The sequence below is a fragment of the Streptomyces sp. Y1 genome (assembly GCF_041053115.1).
Taxonomy (GTDB): domain Bacteria; phylum Actinomycetota; class Actinomycetes; order Streptomycetales; family Streptomycetaceae; genus Kitasatospora; species Kitasatospora rubellomurina.
Genome location: NZ_CP163445.1, coordinates 6053045 through 6075287, shown reverse-complemented (window position 1 = coordinate 6075287; position 22243 = coordinate 6053045). Strand labels below are relative to the sequence as shown.

Annotated in this window: 20 protein-coding genes and 1 tRNA gene; 7 read left to right on the top strand and 14 right to left on the bottom strand. The window is 74.1% G+C overall.

From position 1 onward, the window contains the following. The first annotated feature begins 162 nt into the window (after positions 1-162). A complete protein-coding gene (locus AB2U05_RS26545) occupies positions 163-1191 on the top strand; it encodes a hypothetical protein (RefSeq protein WP_369184456.1) in 1029 nt (342 codons plus the stop codon). Here AB2U05_RS26545 and AB2U05_RS26540 read toward each other — a convergent pair. Further along, on the bottom strand, positions 1188-1724 hold the full coding sequence (locus tag AB2U05_RS26540; RefSeq protein ID WP_078860030.1) for an SRPBCC domain-containing protein: 537 nt from the start codon (positions 1722-1724) through the stop codon (positions 1188-1190). The genes AB2U05_RS26545 and AB2U05_RS26540 overlap by 4 nt on opposite strands. A gap of 354 nt (positions 1725-2078) precedes the next feature. On the opposite strand from AB2U05_RS26540, the gene AB2U05_RS26535 reads away from it, so the two are divergent. Further along, positions 2079-3032, top strand: a complete 954-nt coding sequence (locus AB2U05_RS26535) for a PAC2 family protein (RefSeq protein ID WP_369184455.1) — start codon at positions 2079-2081, stop codon at positions 3030-3032. Between the two features lie 82 nt (positions 3033-3114). On the opposite strand, the gene mshC is transcribed toward AB2U05_RS26535, so the two are convergent. The 7 genes from mshC to AB2U05_RS26500 form a co-directional block, all read right to left on the bottom strand. Next, entirely contained in the window at positions 3115-4344 is a 1230-nt protein-coding gene (mshC, locus tag AB2U05_RS26530; RefSeq protein WP_045697512.1) for a cysteine--1-D-myo-inosityl 2-amino-2-deoxy-alpha-D-glucopyranoside ligase, read from the bottom strand. A 208-nt stretch (positions 4345-4552) separates the two neighbouring features. After that, positions 4553-5392: a carbohydrate-binding protein gene (locus tag AB2U05_RS26525; RefSeq protein ID WP_369184454.1), complete on the bottom strand. Its 840-nt coding sequence runs from the start codon at positions 5390-5392 to the stop codon at positions 4553-4555. 142 nt (positions 5393-5534) lie between these two features. Beyond that, complete coding sequence (locus AB2U05_RS26520) at positions 5535-6488, bottom strand: AraC family transcriptional regulator (protein WP_369184453.1); 954 nt, start codon at positions 6486-6488, stop codon at positions 5535-5537. 58 nt (positions 6489-6546) lie between these two features. Next, positions 6547-7344 carry an SCO1664 family protein gene (locus AB2U05_RS26515; protein WP_045697613.1) on the bottom strand — a complete coding sequence of 266 codons (798 nt, stop codon included), beginning with the start codon at positions 7342-7344 and terminating at the stop codon, positions 6547-6549. A 44-nt stretch (positions 7345-7388) separates the two neighbouring features. Continuing rightward, positions 7389-7958, bottom strand: a complete 570-nt coding sequence (locus AB2U05_RS26510; RefSeq protein ID WP_045697610.1) for a DUF3090 domain-containing protein — start codon at positions 7956-7958, stop codon at positions 7389-7391. A 177-nt stretch (positions 7959-8135) separates the two neighbouring features. Then, a complete protein-coding gene (locus tag AB2U05_RS26505) occupies positions 8136-8828 on the bottom strand; it encodes a histidine phosphatase family protein (protein WP_045697507.1) in 693 nt (230 codons plus the stop codon). Positions 8829-8924: 96 nt separating this feature from the next. Further along, positions 8925-9971 (bottom strand): LLM class F420-dependent oxidoreductase, encoded by a 1047-nt coding sequence (locus AB2U05_RS26500; protein WP_045697505.1) that lies wholly within the window; start codon positions 9969-9971, stop codon positions 8925-8927. A 221-nt stretch (positions 9972-10192) separates the two neighbouring features. Here AB2U05_RS26500 and AB2U05_RS26495 point away from each other — a divergent pair, with 221 nt between their 5' ends. Together AB2U05_RS26495 and AB2U05_RS26490 are read left to right on the top strand one after the other, a co-directional pair. Then, positions 10193-11173 (top strand): aldo/keto reductase, encoded by a 981-nt coding sequence (locus AB2U05_RS26495; RefSeq protein ID WP_045697503.1) that lies wholly within the window; start codon positions 10193-10195, stop codon positions 11171-11173. Positions 11174-11218: 45 nt separating this feature from the next. Next, positions 11219-13345, top strand: a complete 2127-nt coding sequence (locus tag AB2U05_RS26490; RefSeq protein WP_369184452.1) for a helix-hairpin-helix domain-containing protein — start codon at positions 11219-11221, stop codon at positions 13343-13345. An 84-nt stretch (positions 13346-13429) separates the two neighbouring features. On the opposite strand, the gene AB2U05_RS26485 is transcribed toward AB2U05_RS26490, so the two are convergent. Next, entirely contained in the window at positions 13430-14029 is a 600-nt protein-coding gene (locus tag AB2U05_RS26485) for a hypothetical protein (RefSeq protein ID WP_045697501.1), read from the bottom strand. A 364-nt stretch (positions 14030-14393) separates the two neighbouring features. Here AB2U05_RS26485 and AB2U05_RS26480 point away from each other — a divergent pair, with 364 nt between their 5' ends. After that, positions 14394-14603 carry a DUF5703 family protein gene (locus AB2U05_RS26480; RefSeq protein WP_045697500.1) on the top strand — a complete coding sequence of 70 codons (210 nt, stop codon included), beginning with the start codon at positions 14394-14396 and terminating at the stop codon, positions 14601-14603. A gap of 90 nt (positions 14604-14693) precedes the next feature. Here the strand turns inward: AB2U05_RS26480 and AB2U05_RS26475 are convergent, their stop codons facing one another. The 3 genes from AB2U05_RS26475 to AB2U05_RS26465 form a co-directional block, all read right to left on the bottom strand. Beyond that, complete coding sequence (locus AB2U05_RS26475) at positions 14694-15557, bottom strand: chaplin (RefSeq protein WP_369184451.1); 864 nt, start codon at positions 15555-15557, stop codon at positions 14694-14696. Between the two features lie 321 nt (positions 15558-15878). Continuing rightward, positions 15879-16121, bottom strand: a complete 243-nt coding sequence (locus tag AB2U05_RS26470; protein ID WP_244178815.1) for a chaplin — start codon at positions 16119-16121, stop codon at positions 15879-15881. A 268-nt stretch (positions 16122-16389) separates the two neighbouring features. Beyond that, the gene (locus tag AB2U05_RS26465) at positions 16390-17721 is read right to left on the bottom strand and encodes a M20/M25/M40 family metallo-hydrolase (protein ID WP_045697607.1); all 1332 of its coding nucleotides are present in this window, start codon (positions 17719-17721) and stop codon (positions 16390-16392) included. A 289-nt stretch (positions 17722-18010) separates the two neighbouring features. Here AB2U05_RS26465 and AB2U05_RS26460 point away from each other — a divergent pair. Then, positions 18011-18095, top strand: a tRNA-Leu gene (locus tag AB2U05_RS26460). Between the two features lie 296 nt (positions 18096-18391). Next, a complete protein-coding gene (locus AB2U05_RS26455; RefSeq protein WP_244178814.1) occupies positions 18392-19741 on the top strand; it encodes an NAD(P)/FAD-dependent oxidoreductase in 1350 nt (449 codons plus the stop codon). A 41-nt stretch (positions 19742-19782) separates the two neighbouring features. On the opposite strand, the gene AB2U05_RS26450 is transcribed toward AB2U05_RS26455, so the two are convergent. Further along, positions 19783-20889, bottom strand: a complete 1107-nt coding sequence (locus tag AB2U05_RS26450; RefSeq protein WP_369184450.1) for a tryptophan dimethylallyltransferase family protein — start codon at positions 20887-20889, stop codon at positions 19783-19785. Beyond that, the gene (locus AB2U05_RS26445) at positions 20886-22238 is read right to left on the bottom strand and encodes a cytochrome P450 (RefSeq protein ID WP_045697493.1); all 1353 of its coding nucleotides are present in this window, start codon (positions 22236-22238) and stop codon (positions 20886-20888) included. Before AB2U05_RS26445 ends, AB2U05_RS26450 begins: the two co-directional genes overlap by 4 nt. Positions 22239-22243: the final 5 nt, after the last annotated feature.

Sequence of the window (22243 nt, the reverse complement as noted above, 5' to 3'; positions counted from 1 at the left end):
TTGATCGGGCGCGCACGTCGCCAGCGTATCCGGCTTGTCCAGGCCCGCGCCGCCGCATTCCGTATGCTGAGCGTTCGACTGCTTGGGGGGAGCATCCGCGTGAGCCGGTTCCGGACAGTTCCGCGACGTGTCGGCCGGGCTCTGGCGGCGCCGTTCCGTACGGTGCGCGACCGCTGGCGCGCCTGGTCCTGGTGGCGCCGGACGCTCCTGGTCCTGGTCGTCGCGGCGGCCGTCCCGGCCGCCACGCTGGGCTCGGCGTTCGCCGCGATCCGGCTGCACTACTCGGGTGAACCGTCCGCCGACGCCCGCACCCGGGGCAGGGACGCCGTCTGGCTCGGCCACGCCTGGGTGGACGGCCGCAAGACCGAGGCCGACGTCGCGGCGCTCGCCCGGCAGCTGGCCGGCACCGGCATCCGCGACCTGTACGTCCACACCGGCCCGCTGGAGCACGACGGCTCGCTGCCGCCCGCCGTCCACCCGAAGGCCCGCTGGTTCACCGAGGCCGCGCACCGGGCGCTGCCCGGCGTACGGGTGCAGGGCTGGCTGGGCGACGAGGTCAAGCCGGAGAAGGACGCCCTGGACCTCGACGACGCCCCCACCCGGGAGCGGGTCACCGCCGCCGCCCGGCAGGTGCTGGACCAGGGCTTCGACGGCGTGCACTTCGACATGGAACCGATCCGCCCCGGCACGGCCGGCTGGCTCGCCCTGCTGGACCAGGTCCGCCCGGTGACGGCCGCACGCGGTGCCCTGCTGTCGGTGGCCGTCCCGCAGATCGACCCGGTGCCCGGGCTGCACACCGCCGGCATCCTGCTCACCGACCACGGCAAGTGGTGGGACCAGGACTACTTCCGCGCGACCGCCCGCCGGGTCGACCAGATCGCGGTGATGAGCTACGACACCTCGATGCCCACCGAACCGCTGTACGGCGGCTACGTCGCGCTGCAGACCGAGCTGGCGCTGGAGGCCACCCCGCCGGACGTCGACCTGCTGATGGGCCTGCCGTTCTTCCGGGACGACAAGTGGGGCCACTGGGGCGACGCCGAGACGGTCCCGGCGGCCGTGCGCGGCGTGCGGCTGGGCCTCGGCCGGCAGGACCCGGGGCGGCGCAACTTCGGCGTCGCGCTGTACGTGGACTTCGCCGCGACGCCCGAGAACTGGGCGGACTACCGGCGCGGCTGGGTCGAGCCCTAAGCGGCCTCGGCCGGCGCGGCCATCCGGTGGGCCAGCGCGGCCAGGAACCGGTGCACCCCGGCGTCCTCGCCGGTCAGGTAGTGCGAGACGGCCCGGTACAGCGGTTTGCGGACCTCGCCGCGCTCGGTGACGGTCAGCGAGCAGCCCTCCCCCGCCGGGGCCAGCTGGAAGGTCCAGGTGCCGCCGTACGGCAGGTCCGGGTCCGCGATGCCGGTCACCAGCCGGTGCGGCGCCTCGTCCGCCACCACCTCGTAGGTGGTGTGGCCGTGCCGGCCGTACTCGCGCCAGCGCGGGCGGCCGCCGGCCGCGGCGGGCAGCCGCTCGACGTGGGTGAGCTCGGGGCGCCAGGCCGGGTACAGGTCGATGTCGGTCAGCACCTCCCAGACCGCGCCGGGCGACTGGGCCAGCTCCAGCCCGCCCTCGGTGACGTGCTCGACGGGCAGCCGCCGGCCGGCCCGATCCGCCAGCAGCAGCCCGGCGCCGGCCGCCGTCACCGTCGCCGTTCCCGCGCCGATCCACAGCCATCGCCTCATCGCTCCGGCCCCTTCCGCCCGGCCCCCGCCCGTTCATCATCGCGCCGCCGGGCCCGGGCGGCACGCCCGTCGCACCGGGTCACCGGCCGGCCACCGTGCGCGGGCCGACGGCCCGTCGGGCCGCCCCGTCCCGATATCCGCTGGATCGGGGCGGCCCGCTCCCCCAGACTGTCCCGGTGCCCGGACGCCCGGGGCCCCGGGCGCATCAAAGCCCGTAGGCTGGGCAGGTAGGGACCGTGGAGCTAGGCGTTCCACGGGAGACGAGAGGTTCGACCGTCGGCGGCCGATCCGTCGCGGCCCGGCAGGACAGCCGGGGCGGCGCCGGTGGGGCCACCGACCGGAGGGAGACGCTGGGTGATCGAGCTGGAAAATGTTCCCGAGTTGATCGACCCGGTGATGGTCTGCGCCTTCGAGGGCTGGAACGACGCGGGCGACGCCGCCTCCGCCGCACTCGCCCACCTGGACGAGACCTGGGGCGGCAAGGTGATCGCCGCCCTGGACGCTGAGGACTACTACGACTTCCAGGTCAACCGGCCGACGATCTGGCTGGACGGCGGCATCCGCCGGATCACCTGGCCCACCACCAGGCTCTCGGTGATCCGGGTGACCGAGCCGACCACCCGCGACGTCGTGCTGGTGCGCGGGATCGAGCCGAGCATGCGCTGGCGCTCGTTCTGCAACGAGCTGCTGGGCTTCGCGCACGAGCTGGGCATCGAGCTGGTGGTGATCCTGGGCGCGCTGCTCGGGGACACCCCGCACAGCCGCCCGGTGCCGGTCAGCGGCGTCACCTCCGACCCGGAGCTGGCCCGCCGGCTGGACCTGGAGGAGAGCCGCTACGAGGGCCCGACCGGGATCGTCGGGGTGCTGCAGGAGGCCTGCACGCACGCCGGGGTGCCGGCCGTGACGCTCTGGGCGGCGGTGCCGCACTACGTGTCGCAGCCGCCGAACCCGAAGGCGACCCTCGCGCTGGTCAACAAGCTGGAGGACCTGCTGGACCTGCGGATCCCGCCGGGCGAGCTCGGCGAGGACGCCCGGGCCTGGCAGATCGGCGTGGACCAGCTGGCCGCCGAGGACAGCGAGGTCGCCGAGTACGTGCAGCAGCTGGAGGAGGCGCAGGACACCGCCGAGCTGCCGGAGGCCTCGGGCGACGCCATCGCCCGCGAGTTCGAGCGCTACCTGCGCCGCCGGGAGAACGTCGGGCCGACCGGCGAGAAGCCGGTGGCCGGGCACGCGACGGCGGAACGGCCGGCCGAGCCGGAGGCGCCGGGCCCGGCCCGGGAGAGCCCGGACGGGGCCGAGGAGGAGTAGTCGCCGCACGTCGGGGCGGGAACGCCGAAGGGGCGTCAGGACCAGGTGTCCTGACGCCCCTTCGGCGTTGCGTACGAGTCGGTTACAGCGCGACGCCGAGCAGGGCGTCCACGGTGCGGGTGACCAGGCCGGGGGCGCCGATGTCGGTGCCGCCCTCGGTCTCCTGCTGCGCCGCCCAGCGGTCGACGGCGGCCAGCGCGGCGGGCGCGTCCAGGTCGTTCGCCAGCGCCGAGCGGACCTCGGCGAGCAGCTGCTCGGCGGCCGGACCGTCCGGCCGGGAGACGGCGGCGCGCCAGCGGGCGAGGCGCTCGACGGCCTCGTCCAGGACGCCCTTGGTCCACTCCCAGTCCTGGCGGTAGTGGTGCGAGAGCAGCGCCAGGCGGATCGCCGCCGGGTCGACGCCCTCGCGGCGCAGGGTGGAGACGAAGACCAGGTTGCCGCGGGACTTGGACATCTTCTTGCCGTCCAGGGCGACCATGCCGGCGTGCACGTACGCCTTGGCGTACGGGTGGCCGCCGGTGGCGACCTGGGCGTGCGAGGCGCCCATCTCGTGGTGCGGGAAGGACAGGTCGCTGCCGCCGCCCTGGAGGTCGAAGGACATGCCCAGGTACTGCAGCGCGATGGCCACGCACTCGATGTGCCAGCCGGGGCGGCCGTGGCCGAGCTCGGTGTCCCAGGCGGGCTCGCCCGGGCGGGCGGCCAGCCAGAGCAGCGCGTCGAGCGGGTTGCGCTTGCCGGGGCGGTCCGGGTCGCCGCCGCGCTCGGCGAAGACCGGGCGCATGGCCTCGCGGGTGAGGCCGGAGACCTCGCCGAAGTGCGGGTCGGCGTCGACGGAGAAGTAGATGTCCTCGTCGACCTTGTAGGCGGCGCCGGAGGCCAGCAGCTTCTGGACCAGCGGGACGATCCACGGGATCGACTCGACGGCGCCCACGTAGTGCGCCGGGGGGAGCAGCCGCAGGGCGGTCATGTCCTCGCGGAACAGGGCCGTCTCGCGCTCGGCCAGGGCCACCCAGTCCTGGCCGGTCTCGACCGCGCGCTGCAGCAGGGGGTCGTCGACGTCGGTGACGTTCTGGATGTACAGGACGTCGTGGCCGGCGTCCTTCCAGACGCGCTGCACCAGGTCGAACGCGTTGTAGGTGGCGGCGTGGCCCATGTGGGTCGCGTCGTAGGGCGTGATGCCGCAGACGTAGATCCGGGCGGTGCCGTCCTGCGGCACCACCTCGCGGACCGTGCCCGCTGCGGTGTCGAAGATACGGAGGGGGAGCCCCTGACCAGGCAGGGCGGGAACCTCGGAGGCGGGCCAGGCATGCATGGGATCGACTTTAACCTTGAGAACATTTGAAAGCCTAACCAGTAACAAAGATCGACTGGAATCACTTCCTGTCGTTGCCTGACCGGTTGTCGACTGGTAGTGAGCGGTTCTCGCGCTGCCGGTTCAGGCCCCGGGAGCACGGGTGAGCGCCCGGCCGGCCCTGCCGCCGACCGGGCGCCCGGCTCCCCCGGGTGGACGGGCGGAGCCGCTACACCCGCCGCCAGAGGGCCGGCACGTTCGGCGGCTCCCAGCCCACCAGGGCGGTGTGCGCCTGGAGGCAGACGTAGGAGACGCCGGAGTAGGTGACCCGGTCGCCCGCGTTGTACGACCGGCCGGCGGCCCAGCTGCCGCTCGGCGGGGTGGTCGGACCGCCGGTCGGGGTCGCGGTGGGCGTGGGCGTCGCGGTGGGCGTGGGCGTCGGGCTCGGGGTCTGCGGCACGTCCAGGACGAAGTCGAAGGTCCCCTCCCGGCCGGGGCCGTTCTGCCGGACGTTCATCAGCAGCCGGGCGTCGTAGATGGTGTCGGTGCTGTTGCGCGGCTCGCCCGGGAAGTAGAGCTGGGTGGTGAGGATCGGGCGGCCGGGGGCCTGCAGTTTGACGTGGATGTGCCGGGTGCGGCCTGGGTAGAGGCCGGGGACGATGGTGTCCAGCCTGAACGCGCCGTTCGCGTCGCTGAACTGGTGCCCGCGGAAGGTGTAGCCGGAGTTGTCGTAGGTGCCGCCGTCGTCGGCCTGCCAGAAGTCCAGCAGCACGCCGGGGATCGGCCGGCAGGCGCGGCCGAAGACGTAGCCGCTGACGGTCAGCCGGGTGCCCGGGCCGTCGCCGGCCATGGAGCTGCGCAGCGGTGAGTCGGGCTTGAAGTACGGCCCCTCGGTCTGCTCGATGGTGGGGTCGTCGCCGTCGTGGCACTCCGGGGTCAAGCCGGGAGTGCGGCCGGCGCCGGCCTGGTCGCGGGCGAGTGCGACCCCGCCGCCGATCAGCAGCGGCGCGGCCCCGAGCGCGGCGGCGGCCTTCAGGACGGTCTTGCGACTGATCATGCCGTCGGACATGCGCCCTCTCCTCTTCGGGGGTGTCGGAACGGGTGGGGTGCCGGGAGTGGGGGCGGCCCTTGCCATGGTGGGGGCATGACAAGGGCCGAACCGGCCGACCCGACCGCGCGCGTCGGGGATCGGCCGGTGGCCGAGTACGAACCTACGGCCCGTCCGGGGCGACCGCGATGGACATGATCCGGGGATCGTGGTGATTTCCGTCGACCCGCGAACGGAACTCCCCCGGCGTCATCCCGGTCTCCCGGCGGAAGAACCGGCAGAAGTACGCCGGATCGGCGAATCCCGCCTCCCGGGCGACCTGACTGATCGTCAAATCAGTGCAGGCCAGCAGCCGTTTGGCCTCCAGCGTCTGCTGCCGGCGGATCAGCCCGCCCGGGGTGTGCCCGGTGGCCTGCTTCACCAGGCTCTGCAAGTGGCCCGGGGAGACGCCGAGTTCGTGCGCCGTGGAGGCCACCGAGTGCCGCACCCCGCCCGGCCGGGCGATCAACCGGGTGAAGGCGGCGGCCAGTTCGGCCGGCCGGCTGGCCACCGCGGGCGGCTCGCCCGGCGCGCAGGCGCGCAGCGCCCGGACGATCAGGATGTGCAGGCTGGCCCGCAGCACGCCCTGGTAACCGGGCGCCAGCGTCCGGTACTCGTGCTCCATGTCGGCGAGCAACGCGCCGACCGTCCCGGCGTGTTCGCCGAGGTCGATGGCCGGGCGGGAGGCCAGGGCGCGCAGCGCGGCCAGGTCCTGCGGGTCGCCGAGCAGGAAGTCCTCGTTGAACAGCACCACCCGGCCGGCGAGTTCGTCGCCGTCCGCCCAGTGGTGCACCTGGCCGGGCGTGATCACGCACAACTGCGGTGGCGCCAGCGGCCGGTGGACCAGGTCCAGGACGTGGGCGCCGCGCCCGCCGGTGACGTGCACGATCTCGTAGAAGGAGTGCCGGTGGGGGAAGCCGGCGCGGGAGAGCGGGCCGATCGTGTCGAAGCTGCCGATGGCGAAGGGGAGCAGGTGGGGCAGCGGGACCTGTAAGCGGTGCAGCGGCAGGTCCGGCGCGGCCCGGGGCGTGGCGGTGGGAGGGGCGGGGGTGGTGGGGGTGGTCCGTCGCGCGTCCATCGGAGCAGTGTGCGACCTGTTCCGGCGACAGGTCCAGACCACGGACGCCGGGCGCGGATCAGACCGGCGGCCAGGGGATCGCCGGCCAGTCGCGGGAGGGCAGCGGGTGCCGGCCCGAGTCGCGCAGGGCGGCCACCCGGGCCCGGGTGGCGTCCAGTTCGGCCGCCGTCAGGTGCGGGGCCAGCCGCTCGGCCAGCTCGCCCTCCAACTGCCCGGCCAGCCGGGCCAGCACCTCCAGCGCCTCGGCGGGCAGCGGGTCCCCCGCCCAACCCCACAGCAGGGTGCGCAACTTGTCCTCGGTGTTGAAGGTGACGCCGTGGTCGATGCCGTACACCCGGCCGTCCGCGGCCGGGATCAGGTGACCGCCCTTGCGGTCCGCGTTGTTGAGCACCGCGTCCAGCACGGCGAGCCGGCGCAGCCGCCCGTCGTCGTGGTGCACCAGCAGCGCGGTGCGGCCGCCCTCCACCTCGGCCCGGACGATCGGCAGCCAGCCCTCCTCGGGGCCGCGCGGGTCCTGCAGCGCGAGCAGCGGCTCGGCCCCCGGATCCGGCTCGACCCACAGCTGCACCATGCCCGGCCCGTGCGGGCCCTCGCGCAGCACGGTCGGCGGGATCAGCGCCCAGCCGGTCGCGGCCGACACCTCGTACGCGGCGACCTCGCGGCCGGCCAGCGTGCCGTCCGGGAAGTCCCACAGCGGGCGCTCGCCGGCCACCGGCTTGTAGACGGCCTGCGCGCTGAGCGGCCCGTGCTCGACGGTGCAGTACAGCGCGGCGTTGGAGGCCTCGGTGAGGCGGCCGTGCACGGTCAGTTCACCCCGGCGCAGCAGGTCGAGCGCGGCCGGCACGTCGGCGGCCAGGGCGGCCGCGGCCGCCGGGTCCGCCTGCGGCGGGGTGTCGGTGCTCAGCGCCGGTAGCCGTTCGCGCGCGGGCACAGGTGGCCCTCCGGGTCGAGCGGCAGGTTGCAGAACGGGCAGGGCTTGCGGCCGGCCGCGACCAGGTCCAGCGCGCGCTTGGCGAACACCCGGGCCATCGCGCCGGTCAGCCGCACCCGCAGCATGTCCGGGCCGGTGTCGTCGTCCCGGAAGATCGCCTCGGCGCCTTCCTCCTCCTCGTCCTCCTCGATCAGCGCCTGCGCCTCGACCACCAGGCAGCCGTCCGCGCTGTCCCAGGCCAGCGCCATCGTGCCGACCCGGAACTCCTGCTCCAGCGGCAGGTCCAGCGGGGCGGTGTCGAGCAGGTCCTTCGGGGCGGCGGCCGGGATGGCGGCGTCGCCGCCGCTGCGCCGCAGCGCCTCGTCCAGGACCTCCTCGATCCGCTCGGCGAGCGCGGCGACCTGGGTCTTCTCCAGCAGCACGCTGGTGATCCGGCCGCGGGCGCTGGCCTGGAGGTAGAACGCCCGGGCGCCGGGCTGGCCGACGGTGCCGGCCACGAACCGCTCGGGCTGGTCGTAGAAGAACACCTGACGGGGCACGCTCTCGCTCCGGATCGTGTCGGTCGCGGGGATCTCGCGGATCACCGGGTCGTTCGGATGTCGTTCGGACGTCGGGGGGCGGGGTGGGCCGTACGGGCGCCCCTGACTCACCCTACGACCTCCGGGCCGTCGCCGGGGACCCGAACGGCCCCCGGAACGGCCCTGGCACCCGCCGCCTCAGGCGGTGCCGCCCACCACGGCGTCACCGGCCGGCGCGGCCGGGGCGGCGTGCGGCTTCGGCGCCAGGGAGGCGAGGTCGCCGGTGTCGCCCATCCGCAACACGAAGGGCCGCTGCGGGGTGTAGCGGATCGCGGTGACCGAGCACGGCTCGACGCTGATCCGCTGGAAGTGGTCCAGGTGCAGGCCGAGCGCGTCGGCCACCACCGCCTTGATCACGTCACCGTGCGAACAGGCGATCCAGACCGCGTCCTCGCCGTGCTCGGCGGCGACCTTGGCGTTCCACTCGCGGACGGCGCTCACCGTACGGTGGCTCAGCTCGCGCAGCGACTCGCCGCCGGGGAAGGCCGCGGCGGCGGCGTGGTCCTGCACGGTGCGCCAGAGCGGCTCCTTCGCCAGCTCGGCCAGCGGCCGGCCGGTCCACTCGCCGTAGTGGCACTCCCCCAGCCGCTCGTCCTCGGTCGCCGGGCCCAGCTCCGGCCGAGCGGCCAGCAGCGGCTCCAGCGTCTGCCGGCAGCGCTCCAGCGGGCTGCTCACCACCTGGACCAGCGGGATGCCGGCGAGCCGGCCGGCCAGCGCGGCCGCCTGCCCGCGCCCGGTGTCGTCGAGGTCCACACCGGGCGTCCAACCGGCCAGGATCCCGGCGGTGTTCGCGGTCGAGCGGCCGTGACGAACGAGCAGCAAGGTGGGCATGGGGCTCAGCCTACGGCCTCCGCGGGCCGGGCGGGGAGCCCCGGTCCACGGCCGGACGGCCGCGGGCCGGGGCGACTGCGGACCGGGGTGGCTGCGCTACGCGAGGCCGGCGCGCTCCAGGGCCTCGACGCCGGTGCGCAGCGCCCGGACCCGCTCGTCCAGGGTGGGCCCGGACGGGGCCAGGGTGAGCGTGCTGACGCCCGCCTCGGCGTAGGCCTGCATCCGGTCGGCGATCCGGGCGGTGTCGCCGATCAGCGAGGTGGCGTCGATCAGGTCGTGCGGGACGGCGGCCGCGGCGCCGGCGTAGTCCTTGGCCAGGTACTTCTCCTGGATCTCGTCGGCGGCCCGCTCGTAACCCATGCGCCGGGTCAGCTGGTTGTAGAAGTTCTTCTCCTTGCTGCCCATGCCGCCGATGTAGAGCGCGGCGTACGAGCGCAGACCGTCGACGCCGGCCTCGATGTCCTCGCCGACCGCGAGGTTGACGGTCGGGCAGAGGTCGAAGCCGTCCAGCGTCGCGCCGGCCCTGGCCCGGCCGGCCGCCAGCGGGTCGAGGGAGAGCGCGGCGTGCTCGGGCGAGAAGAAGATGCCGAGCCAGCCGTCCGCGATCTCACCGGTCAGCTCCAGGTTCTTCGGGCCGATCGCGGCGATGTACAGCGGGATCCGCTCGCGCACCGGGTGCACGGTCAGCTTGATCGGCTTGCCGGGGCCGCCGGGCAGCGGCAGCGTCCAGTGCGCGCCCTCGTGGACCAGACGCTCCCGGGACATCGCCTTGCGGACGATCTCCACGTACTCGCGGGTGCGGGCCAGCGGCTTGTCGAACTTCACGCCGTACCAGCCCTCGGAGACCTGCGGGCCGGAGACTCCGAGGCCGAGGCGGAAGCGGCCGCCGGAGAGGGTGTCGAGCGTCGCGGCGGTCATCGCGGTCATGGCGGGGGTGCGGGCCGGGATCTGGAAGATGGCCGAGCCGACGTCGATCCGCTCGGTCCTGGCGGCGACGAAGCTGAGCACCGTCGCGGCGTCCGAGCCGTACGCCTCGGCGGCCCAGCAGACCGAGTAGCCGAGCCGGTCCGCCTCCTGGGCGACGGCGATGTTGTCGGCGTCCATGCCCAGTCCCCAGTAGCCGAGGTTGATACCCAGTCGCATCTGCCGAACCTTCCAGTCGGGGGATTTGGGGTGAGGGTAATCGTGTCCCGGCCGGTCGGATACTGACGGGTAGTAGTGGGGTGGGTCACACCGCCGCCGCGTGGCCGCCGTGATCCTTCTGCGGGTCTCCGCTCCTGCCCGTACACCGGCCGCTACGCTCTGCCGACGTGGGGAGCGCTCTCCCCACCTGCGCGTTTACAGGCCAGTGGAGGGCCCGTCCGATGGAAAAGCGTCACCTCGGCCGAACCGGCCTGCAGGTCTCCCGGCTCGGCCTCGGCACCATGACCTGGGGCCGCGACACGGACGAGCACGAGGCCGCCGAGCAGCTCAAGGAGTTCGTCGACGCCGGCGGCGACCTGGTCGACACCGCCGACGTGTACGCGGACGGCGGCGCCGAGTACCTGCTCTCCCGCCTCACCGACAGCCTGATCCCGCGCTCCGAACTCGTCATCGCCACCAAGGCCGGCAGCGCCCCCGAGTCCGCCCGCCGCTTCGACGGCTCGCGCGGCCACCTGCTCGCCGCCCTGGACGCCTCGCTGCGCCGGCTCGGCACCGACTACGTGGACCTGTGGCAGGTGCACGCCTTCGACCCGGCGACCCCGGTCGAGGAGACGCTGAGCGCCCTCGACATCGCCGTCACCTCCGGGCGCGCCCGCTACGTCGGGGTCTGCGACTTCAGCGGGTGGCAGCTCGCCAGGGCGGCCACCTGGCAGCGCGCCCACCACGGCCGGGTGCCGCTCGCCGGGGCGCAGCTGGAGTACTCGCTGCTGCAGCGCGGCATCGAGCGCGAGGCGCTGCCCGCCGCACTGGACGCCGGGGTCGGGATCCTGGCCGGCTCGCCGCTCGGGCGCGGGGTGCTGACCGGCAAGTACCGGCACGGCGTCCCGCAGGACTCGCGCGGCGCCTCGCCGTACCTGGCCGGGTTCGTCCAGCCGTACCTCGGGGAGCGGTCGCGGCGGATCGTGGACGCCGTCGCCACCGCCGCGGACGGGCTCGCCAGCAGCCCGCTGGCCGTCGCCCTCGCCTGGGTCCGCGACCGCCCCGGCGTGGCGAGCGCCCTGGTCGGGGCCCGGACGGTGACCCAGCTGCAGGCGGCGCTGTCGGTGGAGGCGCTTACGCTTCCGGATGAGATCCGCGGCGCGCTGGACGACATCTCGTCCCCGGTGCACCGCTACCCGGACCAGGGCTGGAGCGAGCTCTAGGCCCGGTCCGTCGAGCACGTGGAGTGACCTTTGGAGCGGACGACGATGACTGAGACGGGCGGCGGCGCTCCCGGGGACGCCGAGAAGGCGGCGAAATTCGCGCAGCTGGCGGAGCAGATCCGGGGGATGGCGCCGTTCAAGAAGGCGGGCACGCCCCCGCCGGTCGTCCTCCCGGAGCCGACGGGGGCGCCGGAGGCCGACGAAGCCGCTGAAGCCGGCGAGACCGCCGAGGCCGCCGAGGCGGCGGAACCGAAGGCGCCGGCGCCCGCCCCGGCCGTGCCCCGGCCGGCCGCACCCGCCCCGGCCCGGCCCGCCGCACCCGCTCCGGCGGACGGCGACGCGCTCCGGGCCGTCGCCGAGGTGCTGGCCGCCGGCGGCGCCCCCGCCGAGCTCGCGGCACCGGCCGTGACCGCCCTCGGGAACGACGCCGCCGAACGGCTGCGCGAGGACCCGTGGGCGGTGCTCGGCCTGCCCGGGGTCCGCCCGGAGCACGCGGACGGCTTCGCCCGCGGCCTGCTCGGCGCCGAGGCCCGGCCCGACGACCCGCGCCGCGCCGGCGCGCTGGTGGTGTGGCTGCTGGCCCAGGCGACCTTCCGCGGGAACTCGGCCCTGGAGCTCACCGAGGTGGCGGCCGAGCTCGGCCGGCTCCGGGTGCCCGACCCGGCCGGAGCGATCGCGGCCGCCGTGCTGGACGGGCAGGTGCTGTCCTTCCAGGAGGAGCTGACCGGCGCCGAGGCCCACGGCTCGCAGGGCGACGACGAGGAGGAGGCGCCGACCCGGACCCTGCTCGCGCTGGAGGGGCCGGCGATGGCGGAGGACAGCCTCGCCGAGAAGCTGCTCCAGCTGATGGCCACCTTCGTCCCGGGCGAGGACACGGCCGAGGACACGACCGAGGACACGACCGAGGCGCCGGCGGGATCCGAGGAGCCGGAGGAGTCGGAGGAGCCGGAGGAGTCCGACCGGGAGGGCACCCCCGCCGCTCCCGGCCCGGCCGCCTGGGAGGCCGCCGCCGAAGCCGCGCCCTCCTCCTCCGCCAAGGCCCTGATCCGGGCCGTCGCCGACGCCGCCCTGGTGCTGCACACCGGCGGCGAGGCCGCCCGCGCCGAACCGGCCGCGCTGGTCGCCGCCGCCACCGGCCTCGGCCTGCGGGCCTGGGCCGCCACCTGGACCGACCAGGGCCGGGACTCCTTCGCCGCGCTCGGCGGGGCCGCCGACACCCCGGTGGTCACCCTCGCCGAGCTGCTGTCCGGCTCCGCCGGCCCCGGCCGCGCCCCGGACGGCACGCTGGCGCTCGACCTGCTCGTCGTCCTGGACGCGCCCCTGCTGGACGTCGAACTGGCCGCCACCGTGCTGGAGTCGATCGCCGACGGCACCCGGCTCGTCCTCAGCGGCGACCCGGGCCAGCTCTGGTCGCCCGGCCCCGGCCGGTTCTTCGCCGACCTGCTGGCCGCCAGGGCCTGCCCGGCGGTCGCCTCCCGCACCCCGGACTTCGGCCCGATCGGCGAGCTGGTCTCCGGGGTCGGCGTCGGCGAGCTGCAGCCGGTCGAAGCGCCGGACAAGGAGGTGGTCCTCCTGACCGCCAAGGACGGCGCCGAGGCCGTCCACCGGGCGATCCAGCTGCTCACCGACTCCATCCCGCGCGCACTCGGCATCCCGGCCGAGCAGGTGGTGCTGCTCACCCCGGGCCACGGCGGCCCGGGCGGCACGCGGGCGCTGAACGCCGCCGCCAAGGCCCGGCTGAACCCCGGCCCCGGCCGGTTCGGCGGCTTCGACCCGGGCGACCGGGTGGTCGACTCCCCCGCGCCCGGCGTCACCCGCGCGGCGCGGGTGCTGGACGGCGACGCGAGCGGGCTGCACCTGAAGTACGCGGACGGCTCGCGCCGGACCGTCCCGCCGGCCGAGGCCGGCCGGCTGCGGCACGGCTGGGCGCTGACCGTCCACCAGGCGCTCGGCCGCCGCTGGCCCGGCGCGGTGGTCGTGCTGCCGGAGGACGCCGGCCCGGCGCTCACCCGGCAGTGGGTGTACACGGCCTTCGGCCGGGGCGAGCGGCACTTGTCGGTGGTGCACGCGGCCGGCCCGGCGCTCGCCCAGGCCGTCGCCGAGCGCCCGGCGCAGCCGCGCACCACCCGGCTCCGGGCGATCCTGGCCGAGAACGCCGTCCCGGAGGGCTGATCCGAACGCGCGCGACGGGCGGGCCCGCCTCCTCGGGGGCCCGCCCGTCGCGTCCGGGGGCTGTCCTGGCTCAGCAGTGCGAGCTCAGTCCTCCGGCTCCTCGTCGTCGTAGACCTCGCTCACGTCGAACCGGCAGATCAGCAGCTGCGGATCGGCGTGCTCGAAGGGCTCGGGCAGCCACTCCCCCGGCTCGGTCGGCTCGGCCGCGGCGACCCACAGCGTCGAGTCCGCCTCCTCCAGGCCGAACTCCTCGCTGCGGGCGGCGATCTCGTCCGGCTCGTACTCGCCGAACAGCACGCCGAGCGCGGCGTTGACGCCGCCGGCCCCGCCCGGGGTCAGCGTCTCGTCGAGCCGCTCCGCCTGGGCGCGCAGCCGCTCGGGGTCGACCACGTGGTAGTCGCGGCGGATCAACACGCTGATCGCCTCGGGCTGTTCGGGGCCGTGGTAGCCACCCGGCCCCTCGTCCCCGGGGATCTCGAAGGGGGTGACCTCGTCGTAGACCTCGTAGAGGAGTTGGTCGTAGGCGATGGCCGCCGTCGCGAGCTGCTCGTAGGCGGCGGACACAGCGGGATCATCCGCTGCGCTGGGGCTTGACACCGCTTCCAGATGACGGTCGATGGCGGCCTTGACCGCCTCGGCGGCGGCGCGTACCTCGGCAATGGTGGGCTGCGCGGCATCAGACATGGTGCAGACGCTATCTCCCCACGGCGCGAGTACGCACAGCGGTTGTCGCCTACACCCGCGATTTCACCGCAACTTCCCCCCTGATGTCCGATCCGGTCCGTTCTGTCCCCGCACCCGGAGGGCGCCGGGGCGGCGCGAGGGGGCGCACGACGGGCCGTGCGGGGCCGTCCGGATGTCGCTTCGCGCGCCGGGATCGGGGTATCCCCTCCACAGGCGCAACAGAACTGATGAACTGTCAGTCGGGTGGTCGGGTCCGGGCCGCCCGGCCGCTCCCCGGCCCGCCGGAGGACGGCCGGAAATACCCGGACCGGCTGTCGGGGGCAGGCCGTAGGCTTGCGTGCAGTTGATCCTCAGGAGGAGCGTTTTGACCCCACCGAAGACGGTCCGGCAGCCGGAGTACGAGTACCAGTCGCTGCGCATGCCGCGCGGTACCACGCGCAACGCGGCGCGCCAACTGCTCACCGAGCACGCCGAGTACGGGCACTGGGAGCTGGACCGACTGCGGCTGTTCCCGGACGGCAGTCGGACGGTCCGGCTGAAGCGCAGGATCATCCGGCAGGTCCGCAGCTGGTGACGGTCGGGGCGTCGAGCACGCACGCGCCCGCGGCCACCCGGTGAACGGGTGGCCGCGGGCGCGTCGCGTTGCGGACCGGGCGCTCTCCTGTCAGCGGGCGCCGGCGCGGGTGCGGCGGTAGAGCACGCCGCCGCCCAGCAGCAGGGCGAGGCCGGCGGCGCCGAGCAGTTCCACGTCGCCGGCGCCGGTGGAGGCCAGCTGGCCGCCGACGGCGGTGTTCGATCCGGCGGTGCGGGCGGCGGCCGGGGCGGCCTGGGTGCCGCCGGTCGGGCCGGAGGTGTCGGCGCCGACCGCGCTCACCGGCGCGGCCGGGGTGCTGGGCGTGGCGCCGCCGGACGGTCCGCCGCCGCGCCCGCTGCCCGGGGTGGTCGGGCCGGTCGACGGCGGGGTGGTGGCGGGCGGGGTGTGGCCCTCGGGGCAGTCGTCGGTCGGCGCCGGGGACGGCGCGGGCGCGGCGACGTTGCCGCAGCTGTTGCCGAACGCCGGGTTGCCGGCGCCGACCACGTTCACGGAGTTGCCGCAGGCGTTGACCGGGACGTGCACCGGGGCCTGGACGCTGTTGCCGGAGAGCACACCGGGCGAGCCCGCCGCGGTGCCGGAGGCGGAGGAGCCGGCGGTGGTGGTCCGGCTGCCGCCGGTGCTGGAGCCCTGGCCGGAGCCGCCGCCCTGCTGGCCGCCCTGGGCGGGCGCCGGCGCGGCGTGGCGGCCGCCGCTCGCGTTGGCGCAGCGGTTGGCGAAGGCCGGGTTGAGCGCGCCGATCACGTCGACGGTGTTGCCGCAGGCGTTGACCGGTACTTCGACCGGCACCTGGACCGAGTTCCCCGAGGCGACGCCGGGCGAGCCCGTCGCAGTGCCTTGCGCCTCGGCGCCCGCGTAGGCGTAGCCGGCGGTCGAGGCCAGCACGCTGCCGGTGGCCACGGCCGTGAGGAGCCCCTTCTTGGCTACATTCCTCATGTTTTCCCCTGACGTTTTCGAGACGACGTGGCGACCTTGGCTCGTCCCCTTCGCGAACCGGCCTGTCGGTTGACATGACCTGTCGGAAAGTCGGAATTTCCGTATATCCGGAAATCACGCAAGGTCTTCGACTGCACAGGAGTTAACGAGGGGCCAACGGGGAGGTTGGGCCGAATGAAGCGTCTTCACCCGATCGAGCGAACACCGCACTCGCACGGAACCGCCAGGCCCCGGACGGGCGAACGCCCCCGGCACGGCGCGTCCGCCGCCCGGGGGCTGGAGTGTGTCCGCTCAACAGGCCTCAGCGACCCGGAAGCCGGCTCAGAAGTTGGCGCAGTGGTTGCCGAACGCCGGGTTCAGCACGCCGATCACGCTGACGGTGTTGCCGCACAGGTTCAGCGGGACGTGGACCGGAACCTGGATCTGGTTGCCGGACACGACGCCCGGGGAGCCGGCGGCCACACCCTCGGCACCGGCACCGCCGGTGGCGGAGGCCGCACCGGCGGCGGCGAGCACCAGGCCACCGGTGGCGGCGGCGACAGCGGCGATCTTCTTGACCTTCATCATTCCTCCTGTATGGACAACGCAACCCGTTCGGCGGGCTGCACAGGAATGAACGACGCTGCGGCAAACGGGGTACGGAACAGATTTGCCATTCACCCGCAACGGTGAGGCCTCGCACGAATGAGCGGCCCGGAACTTCGGGCAGAATCGTTTCTGTTGATCTCCCTCATCCCGTCCCACCATCAGGCACTCCGACAATGCGAACGGCCCGCCCCCGGCACTCCGGGAGCGGGCCGACCGAGTCGCGTGATCAGTGGGCGTCGCGCGATCAGCAGGCGTCGAGGAAGCGGTCCAGCACCCGGACGCCGAACTTCAGCCCGTCCACCGGCACCCGCTCGTCCACGCCGTGGAACATCCCGGCGAAGTCCAGTTCCGGCGGCAGCTGCAGCGGCGCGAAGCCGAAGCAGCGGATGCCCAGGTCCTGGAAGGACTTGGCGTCCGTCCCGCCGGAGAGGCAGTACGGCACCGCGCGGGCGATCGGGTCCTCCGCCCGCAGCGCGGTCTGCATCGCCTCGACCAGCGCACCGTCGAAGGAGGTCTCGATCGCGCGGTCCGAGTGCAGGCTCTCCCGCTTGACGCGCGGGCCGAGCACGCTGTCCAGCTCGGCCAGGAACTCCTCCTCGTAGCCGGGCAGGAAGCGCCCGTCCACGTGCGCGGTGGCCTGACCGGGGATCACGTTCACCTTGTAGCCGGCGCCGAGCATGGTCGGCTGGGCGGTGTTGCGGAACGTGGTGCCGATCATCTTGGCGATGCCGCCGAGGACGCGGACCACCTCGTCCATGTCCTCCGGGTCCAGGCGGTACCCGAGCACGTCCGACAGCTCGTCCAGGAAGGCCCGGACGCTGTCGGTGATCCGCAGCGGGAAGGTGTGGCGGCCGAGCCGGGCGACCGCCTCGCACAGCTCGGTGATCGCGTTGTCGTCGTTCGCCATCGAGCCGTGCCCGGCCCGGCCCTCGACCGTCAGGCGCATCCAGTGCATGCCCTTCTCGGCCGTCTCCACCAGGTAGAACCGGGCCTGGTCGTTGACGGTGAAGGAGAAGCCGCCGACCTCGCCGATGCCCTCGGTCACGCCCTCGAACAGCTCCGGGTGCTTGTCCACCAGGAAGCGCGCGCCGTAGGTGCCGCCGGCCTCCTCGTCGGCGAGGAAGGCCAGCACCAGGTCGCGCGGGGGCTTGCGCCCGGTGCGCAGCCGGTCGCGGACCACCGCCAGGGTCATCGCGTCCATGTCCTTCATGTCGACCGCGCCGCGCCCCCAGACGCAGCCGTCCGCGATCTCGCCGCCGAAGGGGTCGTACGTCCAGTCCGCGGCGTTGGCCGGCACCACGTCGGTGTGGCCGTGGATCAGCAGGCCGGGGCGGGAGCGGTCCTCGCCCTCGATCCGGACCACCGTCGAGGCCCGCCCCTTGGCCGATTCGAAGATCTGCGGTTCGAGCCCGAACTCGGCCAGCTGCTCGGCCACGTACTCGGCCGCCTTGCGCTCGCCCGGGCCGGAACCGTCACCGTAGTTGCTGGTGTCGATCCGGATCAGGTCGCGACAGATCTCGGCGACCTCCGACTCAGCCGTCACCTTCGGCGCCGCCGACTCGCTCCGCTCGCTCACGGTCACTCCTCGTCTTGGGCCCGCACCGGCGCGCCAGCGCGCCACCCCCAGGACCTCCGCCCGGGCCGTACGAGCACGTCCGCCCATCCTCCCCCAGCCCCCGCTCCGCATCCACCCCCTTCCCCGGCCCCGAAACCCCCAGGTCACACGACCGCCACGGAAGCGCCCCCGCGCCACCCCTCCCGGGTGGGGGCCCGGGGGCCGTTTTGGGAGCTCAAGCCGATCTTTGCTACAGTTACATCTGTCAGCGCGACGGACGAGAGATCGAAAGCCGCGAGGACGACACCCCGTCCGGGTGGCGGAATGGCAGACGCGCTAGCTTGAGGTGCTAGTGCCCTTTATCGGGCGTGGGGGTTCAAGTCCCCCCTCGGACACCGAAGAAGCGGGTCAGGAGATTCTCCTGGCCCGCTTTTCGTTTTCCCCCACCCGCACCCGTGAGGAATTCCAGCCAACCGGCGAGCAGACTCGGCCTGTTTCCGGCCCGGACACTCTCCGTATCGCAATCGATCACTGTTCGATCGGCACCGCTTGCGGTTTACTGGGGCCGCATCGCTCGCCGGGTACCGGGCGGGCACTGGAGCGGGCGGGCCGGGACATCCGATTCCGCAGCTCAGTGCCGGTACGCGGCGGGCTTCGATCATTCCGGGGGGAGAGGACGGATGGTGTTCCCGTGGGAGATTTCCTGAGCAGCCCGTACGTCACTGACGCTCCCGGGACGGCACCGGTGTGCGTCATCGGTGCGGGGCCGTCCGGGCTGGCGACGGCACACGCCCTCGCGAGTCGGGGAATCCGGTTCGTCGGCCTGGAGCGGGCGCCCGAGGTCGGCGGTCTCTGGCGGCAGCCCGGCGCCGGGGAGCGCGGTCCCGGTTATCGGTCGCTGCACATCAACACCGCGAAGGAAGTGACCGGCTTCGCCGCGTTCCCGATGCCGGATTCCTATCCGGCCTATCCGCGGCACACCCAGGTCGCCGCTTATCTGCGGTCGTTCGCCGAATGGGCGGGCCTGCTGCCGCACATCGAATTCGGCACCGAGGTGCTTTCGGTGCGACAGGATTCGGACGGCTCCTGGCTGGTCGACAGCCGGGGCTCCGACGGGAAGACGCTCTGCCGCCGCTTCGCGCGGGTGATCGTCGCCTCGGGGGCGTACGCCGAACCGCTGCTGCCGGACACCCTGCCGGCCGGGGCCGGGTCGTTCACCGGGCGCATGCTGCACGCCATCGACTACCACGACGCCCGCGAGTTCGAGGACCGGCGGGTGGTCGTGGTGGGCCTGGGGCCGTCCGCGGTGGACATCGCCGCGGACCTGTCCCGCTTCGCGGCGCAGACCGTCATCTCGGTGCGCCGGGGGCTCCACGTCATCCCGAAGCAGCTGTACGGCATGTCCTGCGACATCATCGCGGAGGCCCCCTGGTTCGCCGCGATGTCGATGACCGAGCGGCGCGAGTACATCGAGCAGGCCCTGCTCGTCGCCCGTGGACGGCTGTCGGACTACGGGCTCCCCGAGCCCGACCACCCGCTGTTCTCCTCCGCCGTGACGGTCTCCGACGAGATCTTCAGCCGGATACGCCACGGCGCCGTGACCCCCAAGCCGGCGATCGCGGCCCTGGACGGCGAGTCGGTCCGGTTCGCCGACGGCTCGACGGTCGAGGCGGACGCCATCGTCTGGTGCACCGGCTACCGGATGGCCCACCCGTTCCTGGCGGACGGCTGCCCGATCGGCCCGAGCGGCCGGGTGGAGCTGTACCGGCGGATCGTCGCGCCCGAGCGGCCCGGCCTGTACTTCGTCGGCCTGATCCGCCCGGTCGGCGCGCTGACCCGTTCCCTGGAGGCCCAGGCGGACTGGGTCGCGCGGCTGATCGCCGGTGAGGCGGAGCTGCCGCCCTACGAGGGCATGCGCCAGGAGATCGACACCTACCTGGAGTCCATCGCCGAGCGCTACGGGCACGGGCTCGGCGCCTCGGTCCAGATCGACGTCGTGCCCTACCAGCGGGAACTCCAGCGGGAGCCCCACACCGTGTGACCGACGCCGGAGGGGCGCCGCCGGCGGCGCCCCTCGGTGTGTCAGCGACCGCCGGCGGGCGGACGGACGGCGTACGCCTCCGAGGAGATGTAGGCCGTCACCCTCGGCCGGCTGCCCCGCTGGTGGTTGACGGCCAGGTAGGAGATCAGGCCCGCGCCGTCCTCCAGCCGCCGGTCGGTGACGGCGGTCAGCGCCTGCGCGAGCGGCGCCGGGTCGATGCCGTGCTGCCGGCACAGGGCCACGCCCCGGGCCAGGGCCTCGCCGTCGTGCGGCGCGTAGTCGCGGACCGGTATGTACAGGGTGAACCCGCTCGGCCGGTCGTCGTCGACGTCGGTGAAGGCGTGGTGGGACTGCGCGGGCAGCCCGGCGAGCCGGGTGCCGTCGCCCTCCTCCCGCCCGAAGCCGGCGACGGTGGCGAAGAACTCGCGGACCATGTCCGGCGTCGGCCCGGCGTGCATCCGGGACAGGCCGGTCGCCTCGGCGGCCGAGAGGTCGGCGTGCAGGACGTACACCTTGAGCCGGGGCGCCTCCCAGGCGCCGAGGTCCATGGCGAGGAAGGGGTAGCCGTCACCCGGCGGCAGCGAGGCGAACGCCTGCCGGTGGCCGAGCCGCTCCAGCGCCTCGCGGAGCGTCTCGGCGGCCCGGTCCGCGCCGCGCGCGGAGGGGTTCAGGTACACCTTGACCTTGGGGACGCCGCCGGAGCACAGCTCCAGGGCGCACCACAGGGCCAGCGGCCCGGCCGGCTCGGACGGGAAGAACAGGTCCTCCACCTCGTCCAGGCCGCCGGCGTCGAAGTCCCAGCGCCGGGCCAGCTCGCGGACGAAGGCGAGCCCGATCTTGCCGTTCTCCGCCCACCCGGCCGCGCCGCAGCCCGGCTCCAGCAGCACCCGCAGGGTGGGTGGCGCGTCGGCCCGGAAGGACAGCGAGTACTCCACCGGCGTGTGGTCGTCGGACAGGAACGTCCGGTACGGCGGCGGCAGGTCCAGCGGCCGGTCGGCCACCAGACCGAGCGACTCGCGCAGGACCTGCCCGTACCCCTCCGCGTCGCGGGCCTCCAGGCCCGCGACGCGGCACAGCCGCTGCAGCTGGCCCGCCGTGAGGGCGCCCAGCGTCCCCGCCTCGCAGGAGGCCTGTCTACCGCTCGTCATTTCGCCAGCCAGGACAGGAAGGAGCTCCACAGGCCTCCGCGCTCCGACTTGCGGGGCGGGGCCACGAACTCCTCGCGGGCCGGGCTCTCCTGCCGGGACTGCTGCGTCGTCGGCCGCTGCACCGCCTGGACCGAGGTGAACCGGGTGGGCAGCGCCGTCAGCGACCGGCTGAACGGGCCGGGGCGCCAGGTGAGGCTGTCCGACGGGACGGCGAGCTCGATGTCCGGCAGCTGGTTGAGCAGGTTCTCGACCGCCGTCACGATGATGTGCCGGGCGATCTCCTTGGACGGGCAGGCGTGCGGGCCGGCGCCGAACGACAGGTGCGCCCGGTTGCTGCCCGACTGTCGTGCGGCGGTGAGCACCCGGTCGTTGTTGGCGGCCGCGATGCTGACCATCACCAGCTCGCCGGTCCCGAGCTTCGTCCCGGCGAACTCCATGTCGCCGGCGGGGTAGTGCCAGAGGAAGTTGGTCAGCGGCGGGTTGTCCCACAGGGTGTCGTCGAGGGCGTCCGAGATCAGGCCGCCCCGGTGGGCGTACTGGTCGTGGGTGAGCAGCCGGTGGAGGGTGTTGCCGAGCAGGTTGCGCAGCGGCTCCGCGCCCGCGCCCAGCAGCAGCGCCAGCTGGTGGGCCATCTCCTCGTCGCTGAGGCCGGCCTCGTGCTGCATCAGCCAGGACGTGACGTCGTCGCCGGGCTTGGTCCGCTTGAGGGTCACCAGGTCGGCGGTGGCCTGCACCAGGACCTCGGCCGCCTTGCCCGCGTTGACACCGTCGAACATGCCGGACATGCCGAACAGCACCCGGTCGCCGATGTCCGCGGGGCAGCCGAAGAGTTCGGTGAACACGAACAGCGGGAGCTGCTTGGCGTACTCGCCGACCAGGTCGGCGGAGCCGCGCGAACTGAACTGGGTGATCAGGTAGTCGGAGATCTGCTGGGTGCGCTGGGTGAGGCGGCGGGAGTCCACCCTGGCGAGGCTGTCGGTGACGGCCTGACGCAGCCGCAGGTGCTCGACGCCGTCACTGAACATGCAGCTGGGCCGGTAGGCCAGCAGCGGCAGGACCGGGCTGTCGGCGGGGACGCGGCCCTCCTTGAGGTCCCGCCAGCGGCGGGAGTCCTTCCGGAAGGAGGCCGGGTCCTGCAGCATCTGCAGCGCCGCGGTGTAGTCCGTGACGAGGGTCGCCTCGACGCCCGGCGCGAGCTCGACGGCCGTGGTCGCGCCGAACTGCCGCATGTAGTCGTAGTAGGCGTGCGGGTCGGCCGCGAACTCCGGTCCGTACAGCGGTATTCGGGCGCCGGTGCCGTGGGCGGGGCACCCGGGCGGGGGCACGAGTGCGGTGGACTCAGCGTCCATGTCTG